Raw genomic sequence first — 24,258 nt, 5'->3', positions numbered from 1 at the left:
CATCTTACCTATCCATTATAAATTATTTGCCTTTCCAAATTCACCAAACAAAACCCCGGATTAACTTGTTTTAGGGAGCAATACCCCCATCTGGCTCAATTAACCTAATTCAACTTAATCAAAAATGGCCTCAATTAAATCATCACGCAGGAGTTTTATCCGTAATGCATCCGTAGGTTTTGGCGCTTTGGCGCTTGGTCCAATGTTGTCGCAATTAGCTATTGCCAAACCAGGCAAAAAGCTGGGAATTGCTTTGGTTGGTTTAGGAAGCTATAGCGGAGGACAGCTGGCGCCAGCCCTGCAAAAAACGCAGAACTGTTACCTGGCAGGTATTGTTACAGGCACACCATCAAAAGCAACAGCCTGGAGTCAAAAATACAACGTCCCCGAAAAAAACATTTATAACTATCAGAATTTTGATGCAATAGCCCAAAACCCGGCTATTGATATTGTGTATGTAGTATTGCCTGTATCTATGCATAAAGAATATGCCATACGGGCGGCACAGGCAGGCAAACATGTGATTTGTGAAAAGCCGATGGCCCTTAATGCCAAAGAATGTGAAGAAATGATAGCCGCCTGTAAAAAGGCCAAACGTTTATTATCTATAGGTTACCGCCTGCATTTTGAGCCACATACTATCGAGCTGATGAGGTTGGGGCAAAAGCAAATTTTTGGTAAGGTAACCAGTATCGATACCGGTAACGGCTTTACCTATAATGGTGATCCTAACGCCTGGCGCTTAAAGAAAGCGATGGCCGGTGGCGGTGGACTGATGGATATGGGTATTTATGCTATCCAGGGATCACGCTATACTTTAGGGCAGGAGCCTTTGGCAGTAAAAGCCACACAGGAGAAAACCCGGCCGGATTTTTTTAAGGAAGTTGACGAAACTGTTTTTTGGGAACTGAAATTTCCAGGCGGTCAAAAGGTTATCGGTAAATCGAGTTATAATCATGATTGGGGCTATTTGAAAGTACAGGCTGAGCGGGGTAAATTTCAGCTTGAACCTGCTTATGGCTATGGAGGCATTGATGGGTTTACCAGCAATGGACCAATGAATTTTCCTCAGATAGTGCAGCAGGCCGCGCAAATGGATGATTTTGCAACCTGTGTAGCCCGCAATATACAAAGCCGCGTACCCGGTGAGGAAGGTCTGAAAGATATGAGGGTAGTTGACGCCATTTACCGCAGCCTCGACTCTGGGAAGTGGGAGAAGATAGGGTAGTTCTGGAAAAAGAATATTGATATATTTGTCTTTAAACTTTTCTTCGTGACAACTAAAAGTATTCAAGAACAAATTGCCGCTATAAAGGCTGTCACTTCTAAAGCGAACGTGTCAAAGGAGACTGCTCTGGCGTTTTTAAAAAGTGCTGGTATAATTGAATATGACCTTGTAAAAGGCAAAGTTGCTAAATTATCCCAAATTGAACCCGCATCTAAAATCCAGATTAGCTTAATAAAGAGGAAATATTAGTATACCTCCATAACATACCCCACTAAATCAGTCGTGATTTGTCATCCAATTTTAATAAAAAGATGTTTAAACATTTATTGGATGAAAAATCAAATTCTTTGTATACTTTTGGGTTATAGAAAAAATTAAATCTAAAAAAAATTCAAAACGAAATGAAAAAGATCTTTATCCTGTTAGCATCAGCATTTTTGTACACTGCCGCATCGGCACAAACTACCTGGACGGTTGACAAAGCGCACTCAAACGTTAAATTTACTGTTACCCACTTATTGGTAAATGACGTTGATGGTACTTTTAAAACTTACGATGCTACCATCATAACTGCAAAACCAGATTTTAGCGATGCTAAAGTTTCATTTACAGTGCAAACTGCTTCTATAAGCACAGATAACGATTACCGCGACAATCACTTAAAATCCGCCGAATTTTTTGATGTTGCAAATAAGCCAACACTTACTTTTACAAGCACAGGTATTTCAAAAACATCTGAAAAACATTATGCTGTTACCGGTAACCTTACTTTAGCAGGTGTTACCAAACCCGTTACTTTTGACCTTTGGTACCGTGGTACCATCACCAACCCAATGAGCAAAGCCGATGATGCAGGTTTCCAGTTAACCGGTACTATCAAGCGTGCTGATTTTAATTTCGGCAGCAAATTTGGTTCGGCTATGTTAAGCGACGAAGTAACTATTAAAGCTAACGGCGAATTTGCTAAAGCTAAATAATTAAAAAACACATATTAACGCTGCGGCGCGCTCATGCAAATGGGTGCGCTGTTTGTTTTTAGGCTAATTTTTATTGCGCTGGTATTGCGCTTTTAACTGCCGCTTTTGTAAATAATAAATAATTACACTGCAAATGCCTATTACTGCAACCAATGCGGCAGCAGCAATAACATGTATAAGCGGTATTTTGTAATCGGGGTTTATTAATGATTCGGTGATATTGGGAATGATGATTGCAATGAGTGGTAAATAAGTAAATAGCCTTAAAAGTCCGAACTTTTTCATAAAATAGTTAACGTTTAGGTAAGCCTCACCGCAAATGACCGATCTAAAGAATGACCGTTAGGTTAAATTGGTATAGTAATGGCTCGCGGTTTCAAATATAGCAGATTGCGGCATAATAAAAAACACCCCGAATGTGGTGTGTTAAACTGCTTACGCAGTAAACTATTTAAAATGAAAGGGGTTGAAAGTAACCTTTAGTCGGACAATAACTGCTTTAAAGTATCAAACCACAGCTGGTTTTTGGTGCCGAAGAAACGATGGTCTATAATAAGGTAAATAATATTGATGTTGTCGCCTTCTTTATAGCGCAACCTTAAGGGCTGCCAAAACATCCCATTGTTTCTAACTAACGACCTTTTATATATATCGTCAAATCCCAGGTATATTTGCTCCAGCCGGTTAAGGGGGATATTAAGGTAGTTATAGCCATCAATAACAAGGCTGTTATTGGTCAATATAATTTCACCCTCACGGTGGTGGGGTGGTGGAGGCATGGAAAAAAGAGACCCGGCCTCGTCAATTAATGTGAGCGATGCAATTTCATAATCATAGCTCCACATGGCTTTGCCAATTTGTAAAATTTGCATTGATGTAATGTAGTAATATTAATTGGTAACTGCAACTATTGCATTTTGCGTAATTTTTGACGGTATATAAATCCCTATATTTGATGTGCGAAAATGTTTTTCGTATTATAATAAGTATGGCTACAGAAGTTAAATGTCCAAGTTGTGGTTTTGGTTTCCCGATAGAGGAGGTGATGGCCGAGGAGTATAAAAAAGAGCTCCGGCTTAAAATGCAGGATTATACCCGCCAAAAAGAAGAAGAATACCGAAAAAAAGACGAAGAATTTTTAAACAAAGAACGGCAGCAAAAGGCCGAATTTGAGCAACGCCTTAACACCGAAAAAAAACAGCTGGAGCTTTCGCTTGAAGAAAATCTGCGCCGGTCTATCAGCCAGGATTTCGAAAACCAGGTGCTGATGCTAAAAAATTCGGCGCAGGAGAGTGAGGAGAAACTGAAACTATCCCGCCACAAGGAACTTGAATTTTTACAGCGCGAAAAACAACTGCAGCTAAAAGAAGAAGAAATGGAACTTTCCCTGCAGCGTAAATTGCAAGAGCAGCGTAATGAGCTGAGCGAACAGATTCGCAAACAGGAAGCCGAACGGCACAGTATAAAAGATACCGAATACCAGCTAAAAGTAAAAGAACTCGAAAAACAATTGGACGACCAGAAAAAACTGGCCGAAGAAATGAAGCGGAAAGCCGAGCAGGGATCGATGCAGTTGCAGGGCGAGGCACAGGAATTGATTTTGGAGGAACTGCTGCGTAATTATTTTCCGTTTGATGTGATAAGCGAAGTGGGCAAGGGGGTACGCGGCGCCGATTGTGTACAAACGGTACGTAACCAGTTTGGACAGGAGTGCGGCCGTATTATTTACGAAAGCAAGCGCACGGCAACATTTGGTGCCGATTGGATAGATAAGCTTAAAAAAGATATGCGCGGCATCGGGGTTGATGTTGCGGTAATAGTTACCCAATGCTATCCAAAAGGGATGGATTGCTTTGGAGAGAAGGATGGCGTTTGGATCTGTAGCTTCGATGAGGTGAAAGCGGTATCCTACATCCTGCGCGATGGGATTATCAAGCTCTCGAACCTGGTAAAATCACAGGATAATAAGGGGGATAAAATGCACCTGCTGTATGATTATTTAACCAGCAGCGAGTTCTCTGAACAATGGAAAGCCATCCGCGAAGGGTATATGAGTATGCGCGTGTCTATCCAGAAGGAGCGTGACGCCATGGAGAAAATGTGGAAATCGCGCGAGAAACAGCTGGATAAGGTTTTATTGAACGCGGCCCATATTAAAGGCAGTATTGAAGGCATCGCGGGCAGCGATAGCATTCAGCTAAATTTAACCGATGATGAAGATGCCCTGCTGCTGGAGTAATTTTTCTGAATTATCGTTATACTGCTAATCGGATGCAGATCTGTGCGTTATCTACACCAAACATCACAGATCCATTAATGTAACTTATTTTATACGTCTTACTAAATTATTGGATAATTTAAGCTTTAACTGTATTTTGTCGAAACAATAAATCTGTTGCCCTTTATGAAAAAAATACATGTCTTTTGCTTATTTCTGCTGATAATATTTACACAAGTAAACCCGGTATCGGCACAAAAAACCGATAAATTGCCGCAACTAATGATAAGGCTTGATGATATTGGGATGAACCACTCTGTAAACATGGCTGCCGAAAAAATGGCCAAAACAGGGTTGCCATTTTCGGTATCACTTCAGTTTGCCTGCCCATGGTACCAGGAAGCGGTGGAGATTCTGAAAAAATATCCCAATGTAAGTATAGGGGTTCATTTAACACTTACATCGGAGTGGAAAAATTACCGCTGGGGACCGGTTACAGGCCGCACAGCCGTGCCAAGTTTGGTTGATGAGGTTGGCTATTTTCCACATTCCACATCGGCGTTTGCAAAAAGCGGTTATAAGCTGGATGAGGTTGAAACCGAATTATCGGCACAAATTGAAAGGGCTTTGGCATCGGGATTGAAAATAAGTTATATCGATCCGCATATGGGCATTGCATTGTCGACCCCGGAGTTACGTTCACTTACAGAAAAACTGGCCCACAAATATAAGTTAGCCATATCAACATTAAGCAGTGTTACCTACTTTGGTGAAACCTATATGGAAATGTGGGGCGAACCTATTGCTACCAAAAAGAAAGTTTTCCTGGATTATGTGAGCAATAAACTTGACGCCGACAGGCCAAACCTGGTTGTGATTCATACCGCTACGCCAAGCCCCGAAATGGATGCATTGGTAGATATGAACAGCAATATGATGAACGCCAAAAATGGCAAACCGCTAACCAGCCTGCACCGCCAAACGGAATTGAATATGTTGCTGTCGCCCGAGTTCAGGAGTATGGAAGGAAAAAAATTCCGTATGATTAATTATCAGCAATTATTGGCAACAAAGAATATCAGCGTACTTAAAGCATCAAACAATAAGTAAAGCTTATTTTTTAGAAAAAATAACTATGGCTACACCGCCTATAATCAATACTCCGCCTAAATAGGGTGGCCAGTTTACGGTTTTTTGCCTGTCGGCAGATACCTGGATTGGGCCGGCATCAATGATTTTTTCTTTTTTGGTGTAGGTAAAACCAGTCCAGATAAGCATTATTACACCTATAACAATGAGTAATATGCCAATACCTTTATTCATAGGATGATGATTTTTGTTAACGTTTACTATTGCAATAACAATAACTATAGGATGAAATTTGTTTGCCTTTTCATTAAATATACTGTGGGGCTTTTTTGGCGACTAAACTTTTTATAGTTTAGGCCTTACTGGGTGGCTTGATAATTAGCCTGCTTAATGTACTAAAATACTTCACAGGGATGCAAGACAATCTGATACTGGAAACCATATCCGTTACCAAAAACTTCTTTGGCGATAAGTCATCAGGCGTTAACAATATAACCATATTTGTGCCCAAGGGCAAAATTACTGCCATTGTTGGCGAAAGCGGCAGCGGCAAAACCACCCTGCTTAATTTGTTATTTGGCATTTTGCAACCCGACCATGGCGAAGTTTTTTTTAAGGAAGAACAGGTGTTGAGCCGCGACCACGGCATTCAGCATGCTCATAAAGTAATGCGTATGGTAACCCAAAACGGTATAGATATGGACCCCCGGTTATCTGTTTGGGATACCGTACGTGATGGTCTGCCCGAAGAAGACCTGAGCCACGAAATAAAAAGGGTTACCGAAGCGCTCAATATGCTGAATATTTATCCGCTTAAAGACTACCCGTTTGGTAAACTAAGCGGTGGCGAAAAACAAAGGGTAACCATAGCCAAAGCATTAATAAGCCGGCCTGAAGTTTTATTGCTTGATGAACCCTTTAACCAGGTTGATGCCTCGTACCGTGAGGCTTTACAGCATGATATAAGGCAAATTGTTCGGGAGTGGAAAACTACGGTAGTGCTGGTATCTCATGATCCGGCCGAGATATTATCCATGGCCGACGAGCTTATTGTAATAAAAGAAGGGGAAATAGTTGAAAATGGTCCCCCGGATGAGTTATATCATTCGCCAAAATTATTGTACACATCGCAGATCCTGGCAAGTGGCAGCAAGCTTAACTCAACCCAGGCCAAAGTTTGCGGCATAAAAAGCAAGCGCAGTGTCATAGTAATATATGCCGAGCATGTAAAAATTACGCCGCTGGGTAAAAAGTGGTTAGTACAAAAAGTGCTGTTTAAAGGCTTTTACGAAGAGCTGATCATCGAAAATTCCGGGGTTATATTGCGCGTCATGAATTACAAAAGGGGCAAATATAAATCGGGCAATAAAATAAGTATCAAAATCAGCAAATACTTTGAGTTTGGCAAGTGGGAGAATTGAGAAGAGTATAAGAATCAGGGTGTTTTCAGACAAGCTACCTACGAGACAAGTTGGAGAACCCCAGACTTACGAAGTTTTAATTACTTCGTAAGTCTTTCGCCGGTTTGTCATTCTCTTCTTCAGAATCCCCAGGTTTTACCCTTCATATAACGGATGCGAAGGCAATAGCTGTTGATTGATATAATTAGCTAATTGCTAATTCCTCTTCCTTCAATACCTTCTCTTTTCGGTACTTGCTCAAATTTATCAGCAGCACACTGCCTAATATAATCACCAGGCCGCCAACCTGTAATAAGGTAACGCTTTCGTGAGCAAAAAGCACCCCTAATATAACGGCTATAACCGGGTTAACATAAGCGTAGGTACTTACCTGCGTGGCTGGGCGAACCTGCAACAGCCATACATAAGCGCTAAAAGCAGCTATCGAACCAAAAACTACCAGGTAAAGCAACGCATACCAGCTATGAGCCGGGATAGTGTGCCAGTTGAGGGTTTGTATCTCGTTATGAAAAAAGCTTGATGGGATAAATACAATACCTGCAGCCAGCATTTGCCACGCGGTGTTAACAGATACGGATCCCTTTGTGTTATTGTGCTTGGAGTATAATGACCCCGATGCCCAGCCCAGTGTGCCCGCCAATAATAACAGCATTCCCGGTAGTTTTGACGAACCGGTTGATGGGCCAACCATGCTTCCTATCTGTTCGCTGAATAATAATATTACGCCTATAAAGCCTATTATAAGCCCAAAAATGGTGCTTTTACTTTTAAAGTTGGTACCCCAGTTTGGCTTATCCAATAACACAAACCATATTGGGGGGGATGATACCATAATGGCTACCATGGCGCTTGGCAGTGTTTGCTCGGCCCATATTACAGCGCCATTACCTACTACAAGTAATAAAAAGCCACTTACCGCGGCATGAATGATGTTGCGCTTTACAAAAACCTGTTCGCCTTTAATGGCGCACCATATCAGCATTAAAATACCGGCTGTAAAAAAGCGCAGAGCTCCCAGCAGAAACGGCGGGAAACCATCAACAGCCATTTTTATAAAAAAATAGGTAGAACCCCAAACCAGGTAAACAGTAGCAAAAGCTATGATAACCAACAGGGGAGAAGCAGTTTTTTGTGTAGTTGTAGTCATGGCAGTATTTATTTTTCGGGTATAACTAATTGTTGTTGTTCTTTAACAGTTTCGAGCACTATGGTGGTGCGGGTGCTCAAAATATTGGGGATTTTACTAAAGTAAGTGCGCATCAGCTGCATCAGCGAGGCAGAATCATATGTGCGGATCTTTACCAGGTAGCAATCATCGCCGGCAATATGGTGTACTTCCTGTACCTCGGGTATTTTGGCAAGCTCCCGCGAAGTATCGTTACAGCCCGGGCCATCCGCAGCACGCATGAAAATAAAGGCCAACATTTTTTGCTGTAGTGCCACCGGGTTAATGCGCGTGGTATATTGCTGGATAACGTTTTTCTGTTCCAGTTTTTTTACCCTTTCCAATATACCCGATGGGGCCATCCCAAGCTCGCGGGCAAGGTCGGCATTTGATATGCGGGCATTTTCCTGCATCAATCGTAAAATATGCAGATCGGTTTTGTCTAAAACTATTTCTGTTTCGCTAATCATACAGTAATATTAGTTATTATGTGAATTAAATTCAAAATAATTTTAATAAAATGAATTTAATTCGACAAAAGTACTGTATTGGTGTTTAAACAGATATTTGGGTAGGTAGGATTGTGAGTAAGGATGCTTATATCATCGGCTTAAAATGGATGTTGTTTGCAAGCTTCGGGGAGAAAGAAGATCCGGTCTGGCAGATAGTGAGTAGAATATTTGCCACACCTCACTAATTTCCATTGACTACTCACTACTCACCGCTCATCACTTCACTATGCACAGTTACATCCCCTTCAACACATCAACCAAATACTCCACCTGCTCTGCATGTACATCCAGGTGGGTTACAAAGCGGATGCGGTGTTTGGCGGTATCAATTGCTTTAATGCCTTTAGCTACAAGTTTGGCCAATATGGCGGTTGCAGGGTCAATAGTATCAAATAATACAATGTTGGTTTCTACAGGCAATACATTACTTACCCATGATAGCTTGCTTAGTTCATCGCCCAGGATGCGGGCATGGGTATGATCTATTTTCAGGCGTTCTACATGATGGTCTAGGGCGTAGATGCCAGCCGCGGCCAGAAAGCCCGCCTGCCTCATGCCGCCACCCAATACTTTACGGATGCGCCGGGCATATTTAATAGTATCCTTATCGGCCAATAAAACCGAGCCAACGGGAGCGCCCAACCCTTTGGATAAGCAAACCGAGATGCCATTAAAATATTTACCATAGTCGGCAGCCTTATCACCGGTATGAACGAGGGCATTAAATATGCGTGCGCCGTCCAAATGAAGCTTTAGGCTTTTGGCCTGGCATAGTTCGGCAATGGGTTTAATATCGTTAAGTGTATAGCAACTGCCGCCGCCTTTGTTTACGGTGTTTTCTAAAACAACCAGGCTGGTATGCGGGTAGTGAATGTTTTCGGCGTTTATCTCCGGCTCTATCATTTCGGGGGTGATGATGCCCCGGTAACCATTCAATAAGCGGGTTGATACGCCGGAGTTAAAAGCTATGCCGCCGCCTTCATAGCGGTAAACATGTGCGGTTTGGTCGGCAATTAACTCATCCAGGGGCTGGGTAAAGCATTTAATGGCAATCTGGTTGGTCATGGTGCCCGATGGGCAAAATATACCCGCTTCCATCCCAAACATGGTGGCTGCCTTTTGCTCCAGTTCATTTATAGTTTCGTCTTCGCCAAACACATCATCGCCAACTTTTGCACTCCACATGGCTTCCAGCATGCCGGGGGTAGGCTTTGTTACGGTATCGCTGCGTAAATCAACAGTCATCATATTAAATATGTAAAAATTGCGTTCTTTGTATTATTATACTTGTTATGCGCTCAATTTTAATCATTTTATTTTTTATGCTGTGCTTTGTATCAGCAAAATCGCAAAAATGGCAGCCCGGTAATTTTACCGATGTAAAGGGCAACCGCACAACCGGCTTTATAAGGCTATACCCTGGCGGTAAAAGCCCCATAAAAGATGAGGGCTTTATTGAATTTAAGGATGACCCCAAAACAAACCCCTATAAACTGAGTGCAAGTGATATACGGTCGTTTGTGGCCGGTAAGGATAGTTTTGTGGTTGCCCATGCTCCCCGCAACGAAACCTGGAGCCTGGAGGAAACCGATTTTGTGCAGGTAGTGCTTGATGAGCCATTGAAACTTTACATGGCAAAAGCTGGTTCGGGCGGCGGTGGCGGCGTGCGTTTTTCGCCGGGAATATCGGCGGGTTACGGCAGCGGCGGCTACGGTGGCGGACTTGGCGGTGGCGTAGGTGTTTCCATTGGTGGTGGTGGAGGCGGCGGTCGTGGGAAAAGCTCCAAAGCTGTTTACTACTTTGGCGAAAGCACGGCTGATATGAAGCGGATTACCGATGAAAACTTTGAAGATATTATGGTAGAGATCATGGGCGATGAAGAGCCGGTGGTTGATAGCATCAAAGAGCATAAATTCAGCCTTAAGAGCATGGATAAGCTCGTTGAATATTTTAATAAAGTAGCAGCATCGCATGCCCCGGCGGCTCCCTGAAGAGCGAGCTTTTGATCTTTTAGTTCATTTTGTGAGTGTGCAGATGTTCCATCGGAACGCCTGGTACACATGGAACGCTGTGGAATGCATTTGTGTTGATAGTCAGCGTGTTGTGGTTTCTAAAAAATAAGGGATGGAACACTATTGTCGCTGACAATCAACACTTTATCTTCTTCTGTAAATTGGTAATATATTCTCCGCTTTAAGCCTCTTTAATCAAAAATTATACTATTTGTAGCTATCATTTTGAGAGAAATAAAAAGAAATACAAAGAAATATATATAAATATGGATGTGTTGTTTTGCATCCGGCCCGAAAGCTTCATTTCTTCTCCATAATATTCCCCCATTTTCAATAATGCATACAAATCCTGTAGATATTATCATATTTAAAAAAATATGGCTTATCTTTTATTAAATCATTTAAAAAACTATCTTTAAGGCTGGCATTATTGTAAAACGTAAAATTAGTCTTATTGAAAACTATTACACGCAGGGATTTTCTTGGTAAAGGCGCTATGCTGGCCGGTGGTGCTTACCCAGCCATGATGGCTTTAGGCTTGTTACGCCCTGCCCCGGCTCATGCCTTTAATTTAGAGGGAGACGGGAAAGGAAAACATATCATTATATTAGGTGCAGGCCTGGCCGGGATGACCTGTGCCTATGAACTTAATAAACTGGGCTACCAATGCACTATTCTTGAGGCCCGCCAGCGTACCGGCGGCCGCTGCTGGAGCATCCGTAATGGCAGTACCAACCAGGAGATTGATAAGCCTGCCGCTACCGCAAAGTTTGATGATGGCTTGTACTTTAATGCTGGTCCGTCGCGCATCCCTCATAACCATGAGCTTACTTTGCATTATTGTAAGGAGTTGGGTGTACCTATCCAGGTTTATAACAACGTAAACGAAGGCGCTTACTACTTTGCCGAAGGCAAAGGCCCGCTATCAAACAAAAAAGTCCGCGTACGCGAAGTTCATAACGATATCCGTGGTTACATGACCGAGATGCTGGCCAAAAGCATTGATCATGGCAGCCTTGATGCTAACCTTACCAAAGAGGACGGCCAAAAGATCATCGAATACCTGCAGGCCGAAGGCGGCCTTGATGTGGATAAGCTGTATAAAGCATCTGCAAGGCGCGGGTATACCGAATCGCCGGGTGCGGGTGATAAGCCCGGGAAAATTGCCGATGTGCACAAACTGGCAGATATCCTGCACTCGGGCTTGATGGATCCTGATTTTTATAACGTTGCCGAGTACACTTACGAGCTGCAGATGACCATGTTCCAGGCCGTGGGCGGGATGGACCAGATTGCAAAAGCATTAGAAAAAAAAGTTGCCCCATCTGTAAAAAGGGGAGCCGAGGTTACAGCGATAAATAACATTGCCGATGGTGTTAAAATAACTTACAAGGATGCGCTTGGCGAGCATCAACTTACCGGAGATATGTGTATTTGTACATTGCCGCTGCCGGTATTAAGCAATATCAGCAATAATTTTTCGGGTGATGTTAGTCGCGCTATTGATTATATCGGTTACATACAAACCGGCAAGATAGGCTTGCAGTTTAAGCGGAGATTTTGGGAGGAAGATGAGCATATTTACGGCGGTATTACCCACACCAACAACGATTTAACTCAAATTTTTTATCCATCCTATGATTATTTAGGAAAAAAGGGTATCTTAATAGGTTATTACAATTTTAACGAAAAGGCTCAAAAAATAGGTAACTTAGATTATGCAAACCGGGAGAGATTTGCATTAGAAAAAGGCAGACTTATCCACCCACAGTATGATAAGGAATTTGAAGGGGCGTTTTCGGTAAGCTGGCATAAAACAAAATATAATTTAGGCGGATGGGCTGTTTACAATACCGATACCCGTAAAACGCAATACCCGGCACTGTTAAAACCCGATAAGCAAATATATTTTGCAGGTGAACATTTAACCTATTTAAATGCCTGGATGGCCGGAGCATTTGAATCGGCCAGGAGCACTGTGGCCGCCCTGCACGCAAGGGTAACCGATGGACGCGCGAGCTACCCCGTGCAGAAATGAAGAGAATAAGGGAGCAAGGATAAAGGACAAAGGATTTTAGGACAAAGGACAAAAAGATAAGGACAAAAGGATAAAGGATAGGTTTTTTGAAGCTGTCTTGATACTTGATACTAATTACCTGATACAAAAAGAGATGGAGCTGTCTTGATACTTGATACTAACTACTTGATACAAAAAAGGATGAAGCTGTCTTGATACTTGATACTAATTACTTGATACAAAAAGCATGGAGCTGTCTTGATACTTGATACTGACTACTTGATACTAACTACTTGATACTAAAACCAAACCACCATGGCAAATTTACTCAACCGCAGAAACTGGATAAAATCCAGCGCAATTATGGCCGGGGGACTGGCCTTCTTTTCGGGAACTATCAATAAACTGGCAGCTATGCCTGTTGCCAGGGCCTTTAAACCAGCCGCAAGGAATTTAAACGACCAGGAAGCAATTGTCAATGCAGGCTTCGAGCTAAAGGCAAGGTTATTAGCCAATGAAAACCCGTTTGGCCCTTCGCCTGCAGCAAAAAAAGCTATCCAGGATGCCCTTAGTCTTAGCTACCAGTATCCTATGTTTTCAATGGGTACTCTTTACAATAAAATAGCCACTTATGAGGGGATTTCAGAAGGTAATATTTTAATAGAATCCGGTTCTTCTCCGCTGTTGCTTGCCGCCGCCCTGTTGTTCAGTAAAGGAGGAAAAAGTATTATTACCGGCGATCCTTCCTATGAAGATTTGCCAACGCGTGCTCAGCAATTTGATGGTAAATGGGTGAAAGTTCCGCTTACTGCCGACTATAAGCTTGATCTGGATGCTATGGAGGCAAAAATTGATGCTAACACCGGCCTTGTTTATATCTGTAATCCTAATAATCCCACTGCAACAATATTAGATACCGCCAAATTAAAGGCCTTTTGTGAGCGCGTATCTAAAAAGGTAACCGTATTTGTTGACGAGGCTTATATCGATTACCTGCCCGATCCGCAAGGCAGCAGTATGATAAGCTCGGTTAAAGCCGGAAACAATATCATTGTGGCCCGCACATTCTCCAAATTATATGGTTTTGCAGGCTTACGCTGCGGTTATATAATTGCACAGCCCGAAACCATTAAAGCATTGTCTATTTACAGTACCGGGTTCTCACTTTCGGCTACCACAATTGCCGCTGCCATAGCTGCTTACCGCGAAGAGGATTTTTTGAAAGAGGCATTACAAAAAACACTGGCTTCAAAAGAATATTTATACTCAGTACTTAAAAAGGAAGGTTACGATTACATTCCTTCATCGGCCAATTTTGTGATGTTCCCGTTAAAAATGGATAGCAAAAAATTTGTAAGCGAAATGATGAAGCGCAGCGTAGGGGTACGCAGCTGGCAATTTGATAACAAGCAATGGTGTCGCGTAAGCATTGGCCGCATGGACGAAATGGAAGCCTTTGCCGAGGCGTTTAAGCAGCTGAGTTAGGGGGCGAGTCCAAACGGGAGGGCTTAAAAAAACAGGCCGTCATTGCGAGTTGTAAAATCCGCAAAATCTGAGGGTGAAATGACGTATATCGCATGGCGGATAGTCGACTCACCCCGACGATCCGTTAGCTAACGGACGTCTGCCCCTCTCTCCGACTGCGTCGCATAGAGGGGCAATAAAACAAAAATTGAGCTTCACCCTCTTTGCGGCACAGCCGGAGAGAGGGTCGGCCAGCATAACGTAGCCGGGGTGAGTCGTTGCTAGCGTTCAAGCGAATGTTTGTGTAAAACCAAACAGTCATCGGTAGGTACGAAGCAATCCCAAACTACACAGAGCGGATTTGCACAGCTACTCTGTAGGTAGGGGATTGCTTCGTGCCTCGCAATGACGGGACAATTTGCGTTACCCTGAGGAGACGAAAAGAATATTTAATTAATAACAACTAACAAATAAAATCTCCCTGCCAACCAGCGGGGGGGTATTTAAAGGGGGCTTTATGCGTAAACTAACATTAACACTACTTTTAGCAGGTTCTATTTATTTAGGGCAGGCGCAAACTGCGGCAAATCCTCGTCCGCTTACTATGGACGAGTATAATAAGGCACAAACCTTTGCTATAGCCGATCTGGATAAGGATACCTATGTTAAATTCGAGAACGCTTATGTGCTCGATAGGTATGAGAACCGCAAACCTTATTTCGTTACCGGATCTGATGGTTTAAAAAAACGCATCGACCTGTACAAACTGATTGCCAAAGAGGGTATGCAGGAAATTGGGCTGATGGTGTTTTATACCAACGAAAAGGGTAAATTATACAAGGCCCTTGTGCCCGATTTTACCGCCGGTGGTAAGGTGTGGGAAAAGTATTTTACGGATATTGATAACATTAATAAGGCCGAAACTAACTTCATCCTTAAGCTATCATACATTTTATCAAAGGAAATGAGCTTTCAGCAATATAAGCTGTTGAATGGTGGTAAGGATATGAAGGAAGAATCGGCCACCTATGGTAACGATATTTGTTTCCCCGGCGATGAAATGGTAACCATGGCTAATGGCGATAAAAAGATGCTGAAAACGATAAAAAGCGGCGATGAGGTGATCACTGTTGATCCGGCTACCAATAAAAGTTCGGCAGTTAAAGTGAAAGCACTAACGGTTCATAGTGCTAAAAACTATGCACTAACCCGTTTGGTATTGGTATCGGCAGATGTGAAAAATACAAATGCGGGTCAATTGATAAACCTTAATTCAAAAGTATTGCAGGCTACGCCAAACCACCCGATGCTCACCAAACAGGGCAACCTTAAAATGGGCGAGATAACACAAGGGCAGGAGGTGCTTTGCCTTAACGAGCAAACCGGCAAATACGAGGCCTTTACTGTACTGCAAAAAACAGAACAAGGCGGCGGTATCCAAAAAGTATACAACATTGTAGCAGATGGCGGCAGTACACTGTTGATGAATGGTGTAATGGTGATGCAGAAGTAGGCCCTCCAAACTTCCCCTGAATACTATTAAGTTAAGAGGTTTTTCACGCAAAGACGCAGAGACGCAAAGCGTATGGAGGAAAATGAACTATCCAAAATAATCGTTAATACAGCTATTGTCCCCTCAGGGTCTCTCCAATGCTATTAAGTTAAGAGGCTGATAGGCTGCTCCAGGGGAGCGAAAGCTTTGTAGCACAAATAAATAACCAATCTTTTGCGTGCCAGAGGTACGCTACCTAAGGTTCCGTACCTCTGGCACGGAGCTTCATTTTGCTTTTTTGCTACAAAGCTATTCCCCCGCTGGGGGAGAAATTCATTAACTTAATAGAATTGGAGAGACCCTGCGGGGACGGGAAATTCTCATATAAACACGAAAAAGGTCCAAGCATCTGTTAGAGGTTTAGAATAAGTTACGGAAAAGAAAAATAAAGACTATACACTAGATAATGAGAGACTACATTCCGAAAAGCACTACAGACGTTGCAGCAGTTGAACGTCTTAAACGTTTACCGTTAGAAACTGTCAGGAAAGATGTTCCAATATTATTAGAGTGGATGCAGGATACCCATTGGGACGTTGCCCGGGAAATCGCACAATATCTATTACCTTACATAAATGAGATAACGGACGAATTACTTTTTGTCTTAAATTCAGACGACAGCATGTGGAAGAGTTATCTAATTAATATTCTAATTGCTCGTTCCAAAACTAAACTTGACCCAATTTTAATCGATGCATTAAGGAAGCTTGCAGAACATCCGTCGCTGATTGAGATTGAAGATGGAACTGACGAAACTGCAAAAAGAGTACTTGAAAACAGCGATTTATGTAGTTGATTATTGAAGATAAAGTTGTTGTAGAATTAAAATCAATTGCATCTATAGCTACTGTTCATTCCAAACAAGTGTTAACTTATTTAAAATTATCTGGCTGTAAACCTGGAATTTTAATAAGCTTTAATGAGTCTTTTATTAAAGACGGGCTAACACGAATAGTTAACAATCTTTAAGGCTTTGCGTCTTTGCTTCTTTGCGTGAAATTATCTTATGCTATTATCCTTTTGTTTAAAGTGTAACATATAACTACTATCTTACAGGCAAATAAAAAAGTACCCTCCTTCAGGGGGGCGGAGGGCGCTGCACTTATGGCATTAAAAACAACCGTAATAACCGGCGCCACATCGGGCATTGGGAAAGAGACAGCGCTTTCATTGGCAAGACAGGGGCATGCGCTTTATCTGCTGGTGCGCAATACGCTAAAAGGTGATCGGCTTAAAGAGGAATTAATAGCGCAAACAGGTAATAAAGAGATCAGTGTTATTAAATGCGACCTGGCCGATTTGCAAAGTGTACGCGATGCCGTTGCCGAATTATCAGGAAAACTGTTTGCTATTAATATACTCATCAACAACGCCGGTGGAATTTTTGCCCGGCGGGAGTTGAGTAAGGATAGGTTTGAAATGACCTTTGCCACCAATCATTTGGGACATTTTCTGCTCACCACCAGGTTAATGCCATTACTGCAAAAAGGGCAGGCGCGTATTATCAATGTGAGTTCAAATGCGCATAAAAGGGGTAACCCGCGTTTTGATGATCTCCAATGGGAACAATCCTATGGCGCCTGGAAAGCTTATGGTATGAATAAGCTATTCAATATTTATTTTACCCAATCACTTGCTTCAAAATATGGCAATACCGGCATCCTTGCGTTTTCGCTGCATCCGGGTGTGGTAAACACCAATTTTTGGGTTGGCTTTAAAGGGCCCGAGAAACTGATGGGGATTTTGATCCGTCCGTTTATGATCAAGCCTGAACAAGGTGCCGAAACTTCCGTATTCCTTGCCACTGCCCCCCGCCTTGATAAATACAACGGTGGGTATTTTAAAAACAAAAAGATCGCCAAAACATCAGCCATTGCAACTGATACCGCTGCCCGCGATAAGCTTTGGGCTATAAGTGAAAAACTGGTAAGGATTTAGATGTGCTTTTTAGATGTGCAGATTTCAAATGTGCAGGTGTGCAGATTTCAGATGTGCAGATGAAACTCCAATGTGCGGTAAAACAATCTGCGCATCTGCTTTTAAACAATCTGCACATCTGAAATCTGAAATCCGCACATCTGAAGCATAATCTGCACATTCATAAAGCCTCATCTGCACATTTGAAATCTGAAATCTGCACATTTGAAGCATAATCTGCACATTCATAAAGCCTCATCTGCACATTTGAAATCTGAAATCTGCACATTTGAAATCTGTATCCAAAAAGTTACTTTCCAAAGTGGAGCCTAAAAGTTGTAACATTAAAAGTTAATCGATACATTAGATGACTTAAATATGACAATTATGCTGGTAAATAAAAAATTATTAGTTACACTGGCCTTAATATCCGTTGTGGTATTAGGTGCCATGACATCGATGACACCAAAGGCCGCAGATGATGAAGGGTTTAAAAACCTGAAAGTGCTGCCGAAGAACATTACAAAAGATCAGCTCCATGCAGTAATGGACGAATGGGAGCATTCATTAGGCGTACATTGTAATTTTTGCCACGTGCGAGATGAAGCTGCTAAAAAGATGGATTGGGTAAGCGATGCCAAACCTGAAAAGCAAATGGCCCGCGATATGTTCAAAATGATGAACAAGATTAACGGAAAATATTTTCATGCAAAAAAAGATTCATTGGGTATGGTACTAAAAGCCGGTGTTAATTGTAACAGCTGCCACCGAGGTGCCGCCCATCCGGAAGTTACTGTTCCTGTTGGTCGTGGCCCCGGTGGTCCGCCTCAAGGTCCCGGCGGTCAGCCTGGTCCGCCGCCTGCCGGTACTCCGGTTCCCGATAAAAAAGAGTAATTTTTAATTTAACCTATATTTAATACGCCCTTAACTAAAAATTAGGGGCGTTTTGTCTGAAAAGGGTAAAAAAAGGTGTTAAGGCAGGCTGAAAAACACCTTTTTTTTAATTTGTTGTTAAAATCTTCACGTTATATTCATGATTTAGTGCTAAATTTAATTGATTTTAATTCCCCTTAATAAATTAAATTGTATGACTGCCGAATTAACTAAATCAGATATCGATAATAATGCCCAAATAAAACAATTGGGTGTCCAAAAAGCGGTGCGTTGCAGATCATGCAATAATAACTTATCCCGTATAAAACGCGGCTCGCTGGTTAAAACGTTTTTATTTTGGTTACCGGTTAGGCGATATGTTTGCTATCGTTGTAATAGTAAAACTTACCGACTGGATAGAACTGCCAGGTAAAAATGTAAATTACCGGCGTAGTAAGTTTTGCATTATCGTATTTTGTTATTTTGATTTCCGGGTAGAATTTTTCCTGCCTGCTATCCGGTAATTCGGTTACATTTGTTTTATGCAAAAGATACTGGTAGCCAACCGTGGCGAAATAGCTTTAAGGGTAATGCGTTCGGCACGCGAAATGGGTATTAAAACTGTTGCAGTTTACTCGGATGCTGATCGCGATGCGCTTCATGTTCGCTACGCAGATGAAGCTGTACATATTGGTGCCGCCCCTTCAAATCAATCCTATCTTGTTGGCAAAAAAATTATTGCGGCCTGTATCAAAACCGGGGCAGAGGGTATTCATCCCGGTTATGGTTTTTTGAGCGAGAATGCCTCGTTTGCCAGGCAGGTACGCGAGGCCGGGCTTATCCTGATTGGTCCATCGCCCGAGGCTATGGAAGTAATGGGGAATAAGCTATCGGCAAAAGCTGCTGCACTAAAATACAACATCCCGATGGTTCCGGGTACGGTGGAAGCCATAACCGATGTTGCCGAAGCAAAAATGCGCGCGGTTGAAGTGGGTTTCCCCATCCTGATAAAAGCTGCGGCCGGCGGCGGCGGCAAAGGCATGCGCATAGTTGAAGGCGCCGGTGATTTTGACGAACAAATGCAGCTGGCCGTATCTGAGGCTACCTCGGCATTTGGCGACGGATCTGTTTTTATTGAGCGTTACGTTTCATCTCCCCGACATATCGAAATTCAGGTTTTAGGCGATACCCATGGGAATATTGTGCACCTGTTTGAGCGGGATTGCTCGGTGCAGCGCCGCCATCAAAAAGTAATAGAAGAAGCTCCCTCAAAAGTGCTTACCCCGCAAATAAGAGAGCAAATGGGTAAATGCGCCGTTGATGTTGCCCGCTCTGTAAATTATAGCGGCGCAGGCACGGTAGAGTTTATTATGGATGATGAGCTTAACTTTTATTTTTTGGAGATGAACACCCGTTTGCAGGTAGAGCATCCTGTAACCGAGTTGATAACAGGGGTAGACCTGGTGAAAGAGCAGATAAATATAGCCCGCGGTTTACCTATAAGCTTTAAACAGGAAGAACTGCAGATGCGTGGCCATGCCATAGAACTTAGGGTGTATGCCGAAGACCCCGCTAATGATTTTTTGCCGGATATTGGTACACTGCAAACATACATTACCCCAAAAGGAGCTGGTGTAAGGGTTGATGATGGTTTTGAACAAGGCATGGAGATCCCCATTTATTACGATCCGATGATAGCCAAGCTTATAACCTACGGTAAAGATCGTACGGAAGCCATAGAGCGGATGATAAGGGCTATTGATGAATACCAGATAACCGGTATTACAACTACTTTAGGCTTTGGAAAATTTGTGATGCAGCATGAAGCTTTTACATCTGGTAATTTTGATACCCACTTTGTAAAAAAGTATTTCAGCCCGGATGTGTTACAAACGGATAACAAAGATGAGGCCCGGATTGCGGCCATATTGATGGAATTATTGCTTAGCCATAAAAAAGCTAATGTATCATCGGTTAGTACTGCGGAACCAAGTAACTGGGTGAAAAACAGAAGCAGGCATTAATTACAATAATTCCATCAGCTCGCTAAAGTTATCCACGGTAGCAACCATTCCGTCAGGCACCACGCCAAAACCATAGCTGGCAAAAATGAAGGGTACACCTGCTTTTGTTGCTGACGTATAATCGCCCATGGTATCGCCAACGTAAACGGGCGCCTTAAGATCATGATCGTTAACAATATCTTTAATATTATCGGCCTTAGGGTTGCCTTTGGTGCCAAAACACTGGTGGGCCAAAAAGTAAGGGTGCATATCGTTCAAATCCAAAAACACTTCTATATAACCCCTTTGGCAGTTGCTCACAATGTACAGCTTGTAGTTGGCGCCCAGGTATTTTAGGGTTTCTTCCAGTTGTGGGTATAGCTCGCCTCCTTTGGTATGTAAAATTTCCAGTTCGCTTACCGCGCAAAGGCTTTGCACCTCTTTACGCTGACCGGCATTAAGGGTAGGGAAAAGTTTATCAAAAATGGCATCATAGGTCATCCCGGTTATGGATCTTACACGGTCAACAGTCATATCTTCGTTCAAATAATCAACCTGGTTAAGCGCATGTTGCCATGCCAGCGCCACGTTGGCGGTGCTATCCCAAAGAGTGCCATCCAGGTCGAAAATTATACTGTCGAATTTGTTTTTTAGTGAAGTAGCCATAATGGCGGCAAAAGTAATAGTTTATTTTTTGGTGTAACAATAGTATTGAAAGCTAATTTATATTTTAGGCTGAAATTACAGAACGATGATCTATTTTAAAAAAGAGTATTTTAATTATGACGATAGAGCCAATATTGAAGCAGCCTTACGCAAAGTCTCACTTAAGAGCGAACGCTCACTTGATTGGGTTTCTTCCAAATCTGACATCGGATCAGATAAATATTTTCTGGGTCATGACGGTAAAAATGCTTTAAGTTTTACCCGAATAAAAAGTTCTGTAGAATTCTTTTTGCCAAAAATCATATTTAGCCTGCCTAAAAAACAGACGGATGCTTATTATAAATTTGGCTTTGCAATATTTCCCTTTGTTTTTTATTGTATTTTTCTCTTCGGTTTATGGAGTATAATATTATCCGGAGAAAAGAATTTTGAAAATTTTATCATCGGTGCTCTATTACTAATTTTTCCAATAGCAGCATTAATCTTAGAATTAAAAATAACCGCTGTTAAAATTAAAAAGGCAATTGCAAAGTATGAAGTTGCCTAATAAGTGATTTTTAGAGAAACATGACGGTGGAAATTTAGGGGGGATGGCTACATCTTATTATCTTTTGTCATTCACTCCTCACAAATACCTCTACACCCCGCTAATCCATTAACAATTAAGTAAATTTGTTTAAATACATTAAACAAAGAAAGACTTTATATTGAATACCGACCGTCCGCCAAAAAATACCATAAATACCAAAGTAACTTTAAAGGAGCGTTTCGACGCGTTACGCAACCTGCCCGCCTTTTTTAAACTGGTATGGCAAACCAACCGATGGATGACAGTGGTTAATGCCCTGCTGCGTATTGTTCGCTCGGCTATGCCCCTGGGTTTACTTTATGTTGGTAAGCTCATTATTGATAAGGTGGTTACTATAAGCCATACCCAGGTTAAAGACATGACCGAACTTTGGGAGCTGGTAGGATTGGAATTTGCCCTGGCAATTTTAACCGATGCGCTAAGCCGCGCTATTACCCTCATGGATAGCCTGCTTGGCGACTTGTTTAGCAACCATACTTCGGTAAAGATCATGGCGCATGCCGCCACGCTTGACCTTGACCAGTTTGAAGATTCGGTGTTTTATGATAAACTGGAACGCGCCCGGCAACAAACCGTAGGTCGCACTATATTACTATCGCAGGTGATGAGCCAGGTGCAGGACCTCATTACGATGGGTTTTTTGGCCGTAGGGTTAATGACCTTTAATCCATGGCTCATTGTTTTGTTGTTAATTGCCATAATCCCGGCTTTTTTGGGCGAATCGTACTTTAACGACAGAAGTTATGCCCTCACCCGGGGCCAGACACCCGAACGCCGTGAGCTTGATTACATCCGCTACCTTGGCGCCAGCGACGAAACCGCCAAAGAAGTAAAGATCTTTGATCTTTCGGATTTTATTATCAATCGCTTTAAACAGCTATCGGGCAAGTTTTACAACGATAATAAGCGCCTTGCTGTTAAACGCTCATTATGGGGAACATTTTTTGCTATGCTGGGTAGTTTGGGCTATTATGGGGCCTATGTGGTTATTATAATGAGGGCTGTGCAGGGTAGCGTAACTATTGGTGAACTGGCTTTCCTGGCAGGCTCATTCCGTCAGTTGCGCGCTTTATTAGAAGGCATCCTTACCCGTTTTACCGCGGTATCGCAGGGAGCTATTTACCTGCGCGATTTTTTTGAATTTTTTGAGATAGAACCTAAAATAAAACGGACAGAAAACGCGCTGCCTTTCCCTAAAACCATACAACAGGGTTTTACTTTTGAGGATGTGGGTTTCAGATATGTAAATACCGACCGGTGGGCCAACCGGCATTTGAATTTTACACTTTATCCCGGCGAAAAACTTGCCCTGGTAGGCGAGAACGGAGCTGGGAAAACCACCCTGGTAAAATTACTATCCCGCCTTTACGACCCCACAGAAGGCCGTATTTTGCTGGATGGTATTGATCTGCGTGATTATGACCTTGCCGATCTGCGGCTTAATGTAGGGATCATTTTCCAGGACTATTTACGCTACCAGATGAGTTTTGCGCAGAATATAGCTGTTGGTAAAATAAGCGAGCAGGATAACAGGCCGTTGATAGTGAATTCGGCCAGGCAAAGTCTTGCTGATGTGCTTGCAGCCAAATTACCCGGCGCTTATGACCAGCAATTGGGTAAACGCTTTGCCGATGGTGTTGAACTATCGGGCGGCGAATGGCAAAAGGTTGCCCTTGCCCGTGCGTACATGCGCGATGCGCAGTTGCTGATACTTGATGAGCCAACCTCGGCACTTGATGCCCGCGCCGAATTTAACGTTTTTGAACGCTTTGCCGAGCTTACCAAGGGCCGGTCGGCAGTGCTGATATCGCACCGTTTTAGTACGGTACGTATGGCCGACAGGATTCTTGTATTGGAAAAGGGCGAACTGGTAGAAATTGGCAGTCACGAAGAGTTGCTGCTTAAAGGCGGGCGTTATGCCGGGTTATTCGATCTGCAGGCGGCGGGGTATAGATAGTGGTGAGTGGTGAGTGGTGAGTGGTGAGTGGTGAGTGGTGAGTGGTGAGTGGTGAGTGGTGAGTGGTGAGTGGTGAGTGGTGAGTGGTGAGTGGTGAGTGGTGAGTGGTATGTAAAATTGCCACACAATTTAGTCAGAAATCGCGGTAATCCTTTAATCTGTTTAATCGGGTTCAGGCAATACGGGAACAAGCGCTGCTTGTGAGGACACAAGCAGCGGAAAAATTCTGAGAATTCCTTAATTCGTTTAATTCCGGTTCAGACAATTTCAGGCGGAAGAATCATCTGCACATCTATAATCTGAAATCTGCACATCTAATCAATACCCTATCGCCAGGTCATCCACATAGCACCAAAGCCAGCGCTCGCCGGGTTCGGCCGAGATCACTACCGGGTGGCTTGTGGCTTTAAAATGCTTGGTCATGTGGGTATTGGGCGAGCTATCGCAGCAAAGTGTTACTCCACAGGTTTGGCAGGTGCGCAGGTGCATCCACGTTGAATGTGTTTTCATACATTCTTCGCATACATATTCCTTTGGTTGTTTTATATCAGTAACGGCTTCCAGGTGCCGGCATATTTCATCTTCCTGCATGAGGGTA

Annotated in this window: 27 protein-coding genes; 18 read left to right on the top strand and 9 right to left on the bottom strand. The window is 42.8% G+C overall.

Annotated features, from left to right (window positions below; all coding sequences use genetic code 11):
* Positions 1-124 precede the first annotated feature (124 nt).
* From AC1DO4_RS20875 to AC1DO4_RS20865, 3 genes are all read left to right on the top strand, one after another.
* Complete coding sequence (locus tag AC1DO4_RS20875) at positions 125-1,228, top strand: Gfo/Idh/MocA family protein (RefSeq protein ID WP_477419385.1); 1,104 nt, start codon at positions 125-127, stop codon at positions 1,226-1,228.
* A gap of 45 nt (positions 1,229-1,273) precedes the next feature.
* On the top strand, positions 1,274-1,477 hold the full coding sequence (locus AC1DO4_RS20870) for a hypothetical protein (protein ID WP_477419383.1): 204 nt from the start codon (positions 1,274-1,276) through the stop codon (positions 1,475-1,477).
* Positions 1,478-1,629: 152 nt separating this feature from the next.
* Positions 1,630-2,205 (top strand): YceI family protein, encoded by a 576-nt coding sequence (locus tag AC1DO4_RS20865; RefSeq protein WP_477419381.1) that lies wholly within the window; start codon positions 1,630-1,632, stop codon positions 2,203-2,205.
* A 63-nt stretch (positions 2,206-2,268) separates the two neighbouring features.
* Here the strand turns inward: AC1DO4_RS20865 and AC1DO4_RS20860 are convergent, their stop codons facing one another.
* Both AC1DO4_RS20860 and AC1DO4_RS20855 read right to left on the bottom strand, forming a co-directional pair.
* On the bottom strand, positions 2,269-2,490 hold the full coding sequence (locus AC1DO4_RS20860; RefSeq protein WP_477419379.1) for a hypothetical protein: 222 nt from the start codon (positions 2,488-2,490) through the stop codon (positions 2,269-2,271).
* A 194-nt stretch (positions 2,491-2,684) separates the two neighbouring features.
* A complete protein-coding gene (locus tag AC1DO4_RS20855; protein WP_477403296.1) occupies positions 2,685-3,077 on the bottom strand; it encodes a hypothetical protein in 393 nt (130 codons plus the stop codon).
* 116 nt (positions 3,078-3,193) lie between these two features.
* Here AC1DO4_RS20855 and AC1DO4_RS20850 point away from each other — a divergent pair, with 116 nt between their 5' ends.
* Together AC1DO4_RS20850 and AC1DO4_RS20845 are read left to right on the top strand one after the other, a co-directional pair.
* Entirely contained in the window at positions 3,194-4,444 is a 1,251-nt protein-coding gene (locus AC1DO4_RS20850; RefSeq protein WP_477419377.1) for a DUF2130 domain-containing protein, read from the top strand.
* A gap of 165 nt (positions 4,445-4,609) precedes the next feature.
* Positions 4,610-5,533, top strand: coding sequence for a ChbG/HpnK family deacetylase (locus tag AC1DO4_RS20845; protein WP_477419375.1), 924 nt, complete (start codon positions 4,610-4,612; stop codon positions 5,531-5,533).
* Between the two features lie 3 nt (positions 5,534-5,536).
* Here the strand turns inward: AC1DO4_RS20845 and AC1DO4_RS20840 are convergent, their stop codons facing one another.
* On the bottom strand, positions 5,537-5,746 hold the full coding sequence (locus AC1DO4_RS20840) for a hypothetical protein (protein ID WP_477419373.1): 210 nt from the start codon (positions 5,744-5,746) through the stop codon (positions 5,537-5,539).
* 179 nt (positions 5,747-5,925) lie between these two features.
* On the opposite strand from AC1DO4_RS20840, the gene AC1DO4_RS20835 reads away from it, so the two are divergent.
* Positions 5,926-6,933 (top strand): ABC transporter ATP-binding protein, encoded by a 1,008-nt coding sequence (locus AC1DO4_RS20835; RefSeq protein WP_477419371.1) that lies wholly within the window; start codon positions 5,926-5,928, stop codon positions 6,931-6,933.
* 184 nt (positions 6,934-7,117) lie between these two features.
* On the opposite strand, the gene AC1DO4_RS20830 is transcribed toward AC1DO4_RS20835, so the two are convergent.
* The 3 genes from AC1DO4_RS20830 to AC1DO4_RS20820 form a co-directional block, all read right to left on the bottom strand.
* A complete protein-coding gene (locus tag AC1DO4_RS20830; RefSeq protein ID WP_477419369.1) occupies positions 7,118-8,080 on the bottom strand; it encodes an EamA family transporter in 963 nt (320 codons plus the stop codon).
* An 8-nt stretch (positions 8,081-8,088) separates the two neighbouring features.
* Positions 8,089-8,568, bottom strand: coding sequence for an Lrp/AsnC family transcriptional regulator (locus tag AC1DO4_RS20825; RefSeq protein WP_477403308.1), 480 nt, complete (start codon positions 8,566-8,568; stop codon positions 8,089-8,091).
* A gap of 276 nt (positions 8,569-8,844) precedes the next feature.
* Positions 8,845-9,858, bottom strand: a complete 1,014-nt coding sequence (locus AC1DO4_RS20820) for a threonine aldolase family protein (RefSeq protein WP_477419367.1) — start codon at positions 9,856-9,858, stop codon at positions 8,845-8,847.
* Positions 9,859-9,902: 44 nt separating this feature from the next.
* Here AC1DO4_RS20820 and AC1DO4_RS20815 point away from each other — a divergent pair, with 44 nt between their 5' ends.
* The 10 genes from AC1DO4_RS20815 to accC all read left to right on the top strand — a co-directional run bounded on the left by AC1DO4_RS20815 (position 9,903) and on the right by accC (position 20,469).
* Positions 9,903-10,601, top strand: coding sequence for a hypothetical protein (locus AC1DO4_RS20815; protein WP_477419365.1), 699 nt, complete (start codon positions 9,903-9,905; stop codon positions 10,599-10,601).
* Between the two features lie 475 nt (positions 10,602-11,076).
* Complete coding sequence (locus AC1DO4_RS20810) at positions 11,077-12,660, top strand: flavin monoamine oxidase family protein (RefSeq protein ID WP_477419363.1); 1,584 nt, start codon at positions 11,077-11,079, stop codon at positions 12,658-12,660.
* 294 nt (positions 12,661-12,954) lie between these two features.
* Positions 12,955-14,124 (top strand): pyridoxal phosphate-dependent aminotransferase, encoded by a 1,170-nt coding sequence (locus tag AC1DO4_RS20805; protein ID WP_477419361.1) that lies wholly within the window; start codon positions 12,955-12,957, stop codon positions 14,122-14,124.
* Positions 14,125-14,620: 496 nt separating this feature from the next.
* Entirely contained in the window at positions 14,621-15,616 is a 996-nt protein-coding gene (locus AC1DO4_RS20800; RefSeq protein ID WP_477419359.1) for a Hint domain-containing protein, read from the top strand.
* A gap of 445 nt (positions 15,617-16,061) precedes the next feature.
* Entirely contained in the window at positions 16,062-16,451 is a 390-nt protein-coding gene (locus tag AC1DO4_RS20795) for a DUF5071 domain-containing protein (RefSeq protein WP_477419357.1), read from the top strand.
* Positions 16,448-16,624, top strand: a complete 177-nt coding sequence (locus tag AC1DO4_RS20790; protein WP_477419355.1) for a GxxExxY protein — start codon at positions 16,448-16,450, stop codon at positions 16,622-16,624. Before AC1DO4_RS20795 ends, AC1DO4_RS20790 begins: the two co-directional genes overlap by 4 nt.
* A 135-nt stretch (positions 16,625-16,759) precedes the next feature.
* Positions 16,760-17,593 (top strand): SDR family oxidoreductase, encoded by an 834-nt coding sequence (locus tag AC1DO4_RS20785; protein WP_477419353.1) that lies wholly within the window; start codon positions 16,760-16,762, stop codon positions 17,591-17,593.
* Positions 17,594-17,959: 366 nt separating this feature from the next.
* Positions 17,960-18,466 carry a c-type cytochrome gene (locus tag AC1DO4_RS20780; protein WP_477419351.1) on the top strand — a complete coding sequence of 169 codons (507 nt, stop codon included), beginning with the start codon at positions 17,960-17,962 and terminating at the stop codon, positions 18,464-18,466.
* A gap of 356 nt (positions 18,467-18,822) precedes the next feature.
* Positions 18,823-18,969: a hypothetical protein gene (locus tag AC1DO4_RS20775; RefSeq protein WP_477419349.1), complete on the top strand. Its 147-nt coding sequence runs from the start codon at positions 18,823-18,825 to the stop codon at positions 18,967-18,969.
* Between the two features lie 18 nt (positions 18,970-18,987).
* Positions 18,988-20,469 carry an acetyl-CoA carboxylase biotin carboxylase subunit gene (gene accC / locus AC1DO4_RS20770; RefSeq protein ID WP_477419347.1) on the top strand — a complete coding sequence of 494 codons (1,482 nt, stop codon included), beginning with the start codon at positions 18,988-18,990 and terminating at the stop codon, positions 20,467-20,469.
* Here the strand turns inward: accC and AC1DO4_RS20765 are convergent, their stop codons facing one another.
* Entirely contained in the window at positions 20,470-21,114 is a 645-nt protein-coding gene (locus tag AC1DO4_RS20765) for an HAD family hydrolase (protein WP_477419345.1), read from the bottom strand.
* An 85-nt stretch (positions 21,115-21,199) separates the two neighbouring features.
* Between AC1DO4_RS20765 and AC1DO4_RS20760 the strand changes: the two genes are divergently transcribed.
* Positions 21,200-21,661: a hypothetical protein gene (locus AC1DO4_RS20760; protein WP_477419343.1), complete on the top strand. Its 462-nt coding sequence runs from the start codon at positions 21,200-21,202 to the stop codon at positions 21,659-21,661.
* 160 nt (positions 21,662-21,821) lie between these two features.
* The gene (locus AC1DO4_RS20755; RefSeq protein ID WP_477419341.1) at positions 21,822-23,660 is read left to right on the top strand and encodes an ABC transporter ATP-binding protein; all 1,839 of its coding nucleotides are present in this window, start codon (positions 21,822-21,824) and stop codon (positions 23,658-23,660) included.
* Here the strand turns inward: AC1DO4_RS20755 and AC1DO4_RS20750 are convergent.
* Both AC1DO4_RS20750 and AC1DO4_RS20745 read right to left on the bottom strand, forming a co-directional pair.
* Positions 23,628-23,786, bottom strand: coding sequence for a hypothetical protein (locus tag AC1DO4_RS20750; RefSeq protein WP_477419339.1), 159 nt, complete (start codon positions 23,784-23,786; stop codon positions 23,628-23,630). The genes AC1DO4_RS20755 and AC1DO4_RS20750 overlap by 33 nt on opposite strands.
* Before the next feature lie 192 nt (positions 23,787-23,978).
* Positions 23,979-24,251 carry a UBP-type zinc finger domain-containing protein gene (locus AC1DO4_RS20745; RefSeq protein WP_477419337.1) on the bottom strand — a complete coding sequence of 91 codons (273 nt, stop codon included), beginning with the start codon at positions 24,249-24,251 and terminating at the stop codon, positions 23,979-23,981.
* Between the last annotated feature and the right edge of the window lie 7 nt (positions 24,252-24,258).

This window comes from Mucilaginibacter sp. P5_A6 (assembly GCF_056400585.1).
This window is presented reverse-complemented; position numbering and strand designations above follow the sequence as displayed.

Excerpts from the sequence above, each read along its gene's own strand:
- AC1DO4_RS20875 (WP_477419385.1), top strand. The coding sequence starts at position 125 with ATGGCCTCAATTAAATCATCACGCAGGAGTTTTATCCGTAATGCATCC.
- AC1DO4_RS20865 (WP_477419381.1), top strand. The coding sequence starts at position 1,630 with ATGAAAAAGATCTTTATCCTGTTAGCATCAGCATTTTTGTACACTGCC.
- AC1DO4_RS20860 (WP_477419379.1), bottom strand. The coding sequence starts at position 2,490 with ATGAAAAAGTTCGGACTTTTAAGGCTATTTACTTATTTACCACTCATT.
- AC1DO4_RS20855 (WP_477403296.1), bottom strand. The coding sequence starts at position 3,077 with ATGCAAATTTTACAAATTGGCAAAGCCATGTGGAGCTATGATTATGAA.
- AC1DO4_RS20850 (WP_477419377.1), top strand. The coding sequence starts at position 3,194 with ATGGCTACAGAAGTTAAATGTCCAAGTTGTGGTTTTGGTTTCCCGATA.
- AC1DO4_RS20845 (WP_477419375.1), top strand. The coding sequence starts at position 4,610 with ATGAAAAAAATACATGTCTTTTGCTTATTTCTGCTGATAATATTTACA.
- AC1DO4_RS20840 (WP_477419373.1), bottom strand. The coding sequence starts at position 5,746 with ATGAATAAAGGTATTGGCATATTACTCATTGTTATAGGTGTAATAATG.
- AC1DO4_RS20835 (WP_477419371.1), top strand. The coding sequence starts at position 5,926 with ATGCAAGACAATCTGATACTGGAAACCATATCCGTTACCAAAAACTTC.
- AC1DO4_RS20830 (WP_477419369.1), bottom strand. The coding sequence starts at position 8,080 with ATGACTACAACTACACAAAAAACTGCTTCTCCCCTGTTGGTTATCATA.
- AC1DO4_RS20825 (WP_477403308.1), bottom strand. The coding sequence starts at position 8,568 with ATGATTAGCGAAACAGAAATAGTTTTAGACAAAACCGATCTGCATATT.
- AC1DO4_RS20820 (WP_477419367.1), bottom strand. The coding sequence starts at position 9,858 with ATGATGACTGTTGATTTACGCAGCGATACCGTAACAAAGCCTACCCCC.
- AC1DO4_RS20815 (WP_477419365.1), top strand. The coding sequence starts at position 9,903 with ATGCGCTCAATTTTAATCATTTTATTTTTTATGCTGTGCTTTGTATCA.
- AC1DO4_RS20805 (WP_477419361.1), top strand. The coding sequence starts at position 12,955 with ATGGCAAATTTACTCAACCGCAGAAACTGGATAAAATCCAGCGCAATT.
- AC1DO4_RS20800 (WP_477419359.1), top strand. The coding sequence starts at position 14,621 with ATGCGTAAACTAACATTAACACTACTTTTAGCAGGTTCTATTTATTTA.
- AC1DO4_RS20795 (WP_477419357.1), top strand. The coding sequence starts at position 16,062 with ATGAGAGACTACATTCCGAAAAGCACTACAGACGTTGCAGCAGTTGAA.
- AC1DO4_RS20785 (WP_477419353.1), top strand. The coding sequence starts at position 16,760 with ATGGCATTAAAAACAACCGTAATAACCGGCGCCACATCGGGCATTGGG.
- AC1DO4_RS20780 (WP_477419351.1), top strand. The coding sequence starts at position 17,960 with ATGCTGGTAAATAAAAAATTATTAGTTACACTGGCCTTAATATCCGTT.
- AC1DO4_RS20775 (WP_477419349.1), top strand. The coding sequence starts at position 18,823 with ATGTTTGCTATCGTTGTAATAGTAAAACTTACCGACTGGATAGAACTG.
- accC (WP_477419347.1), top strand. The coding sequence starts at position 18,988 with ATGCAAAAGATACTGGTAGCCAACCGTGGCGAAATAGCTTTAAGGGTA.
- AC1DO4_RS20765 (WP_477419345.1), bottom strand. The coding sequence starts at position 21,114 with ATGGCTACTTCACTAAAAAACAAATTCGACAGTATAATTTTCGACCTG.
- AC1DO4_RS20760 (WP_477419343.1), top strand. The coding sequence starts at position 21,200 with ATGATCTATTTTAAAAAAGAGTATTTTAATTATGACGATAGAGCCAAT.
- AC1DO4_RS20745 (WP_477419337.1), bottom strand. The coding sequence starts at position 24,251 with ATGCAGGAAGATGAAATATGCCGGCACCTGGAAGCCGTTACTGATATA.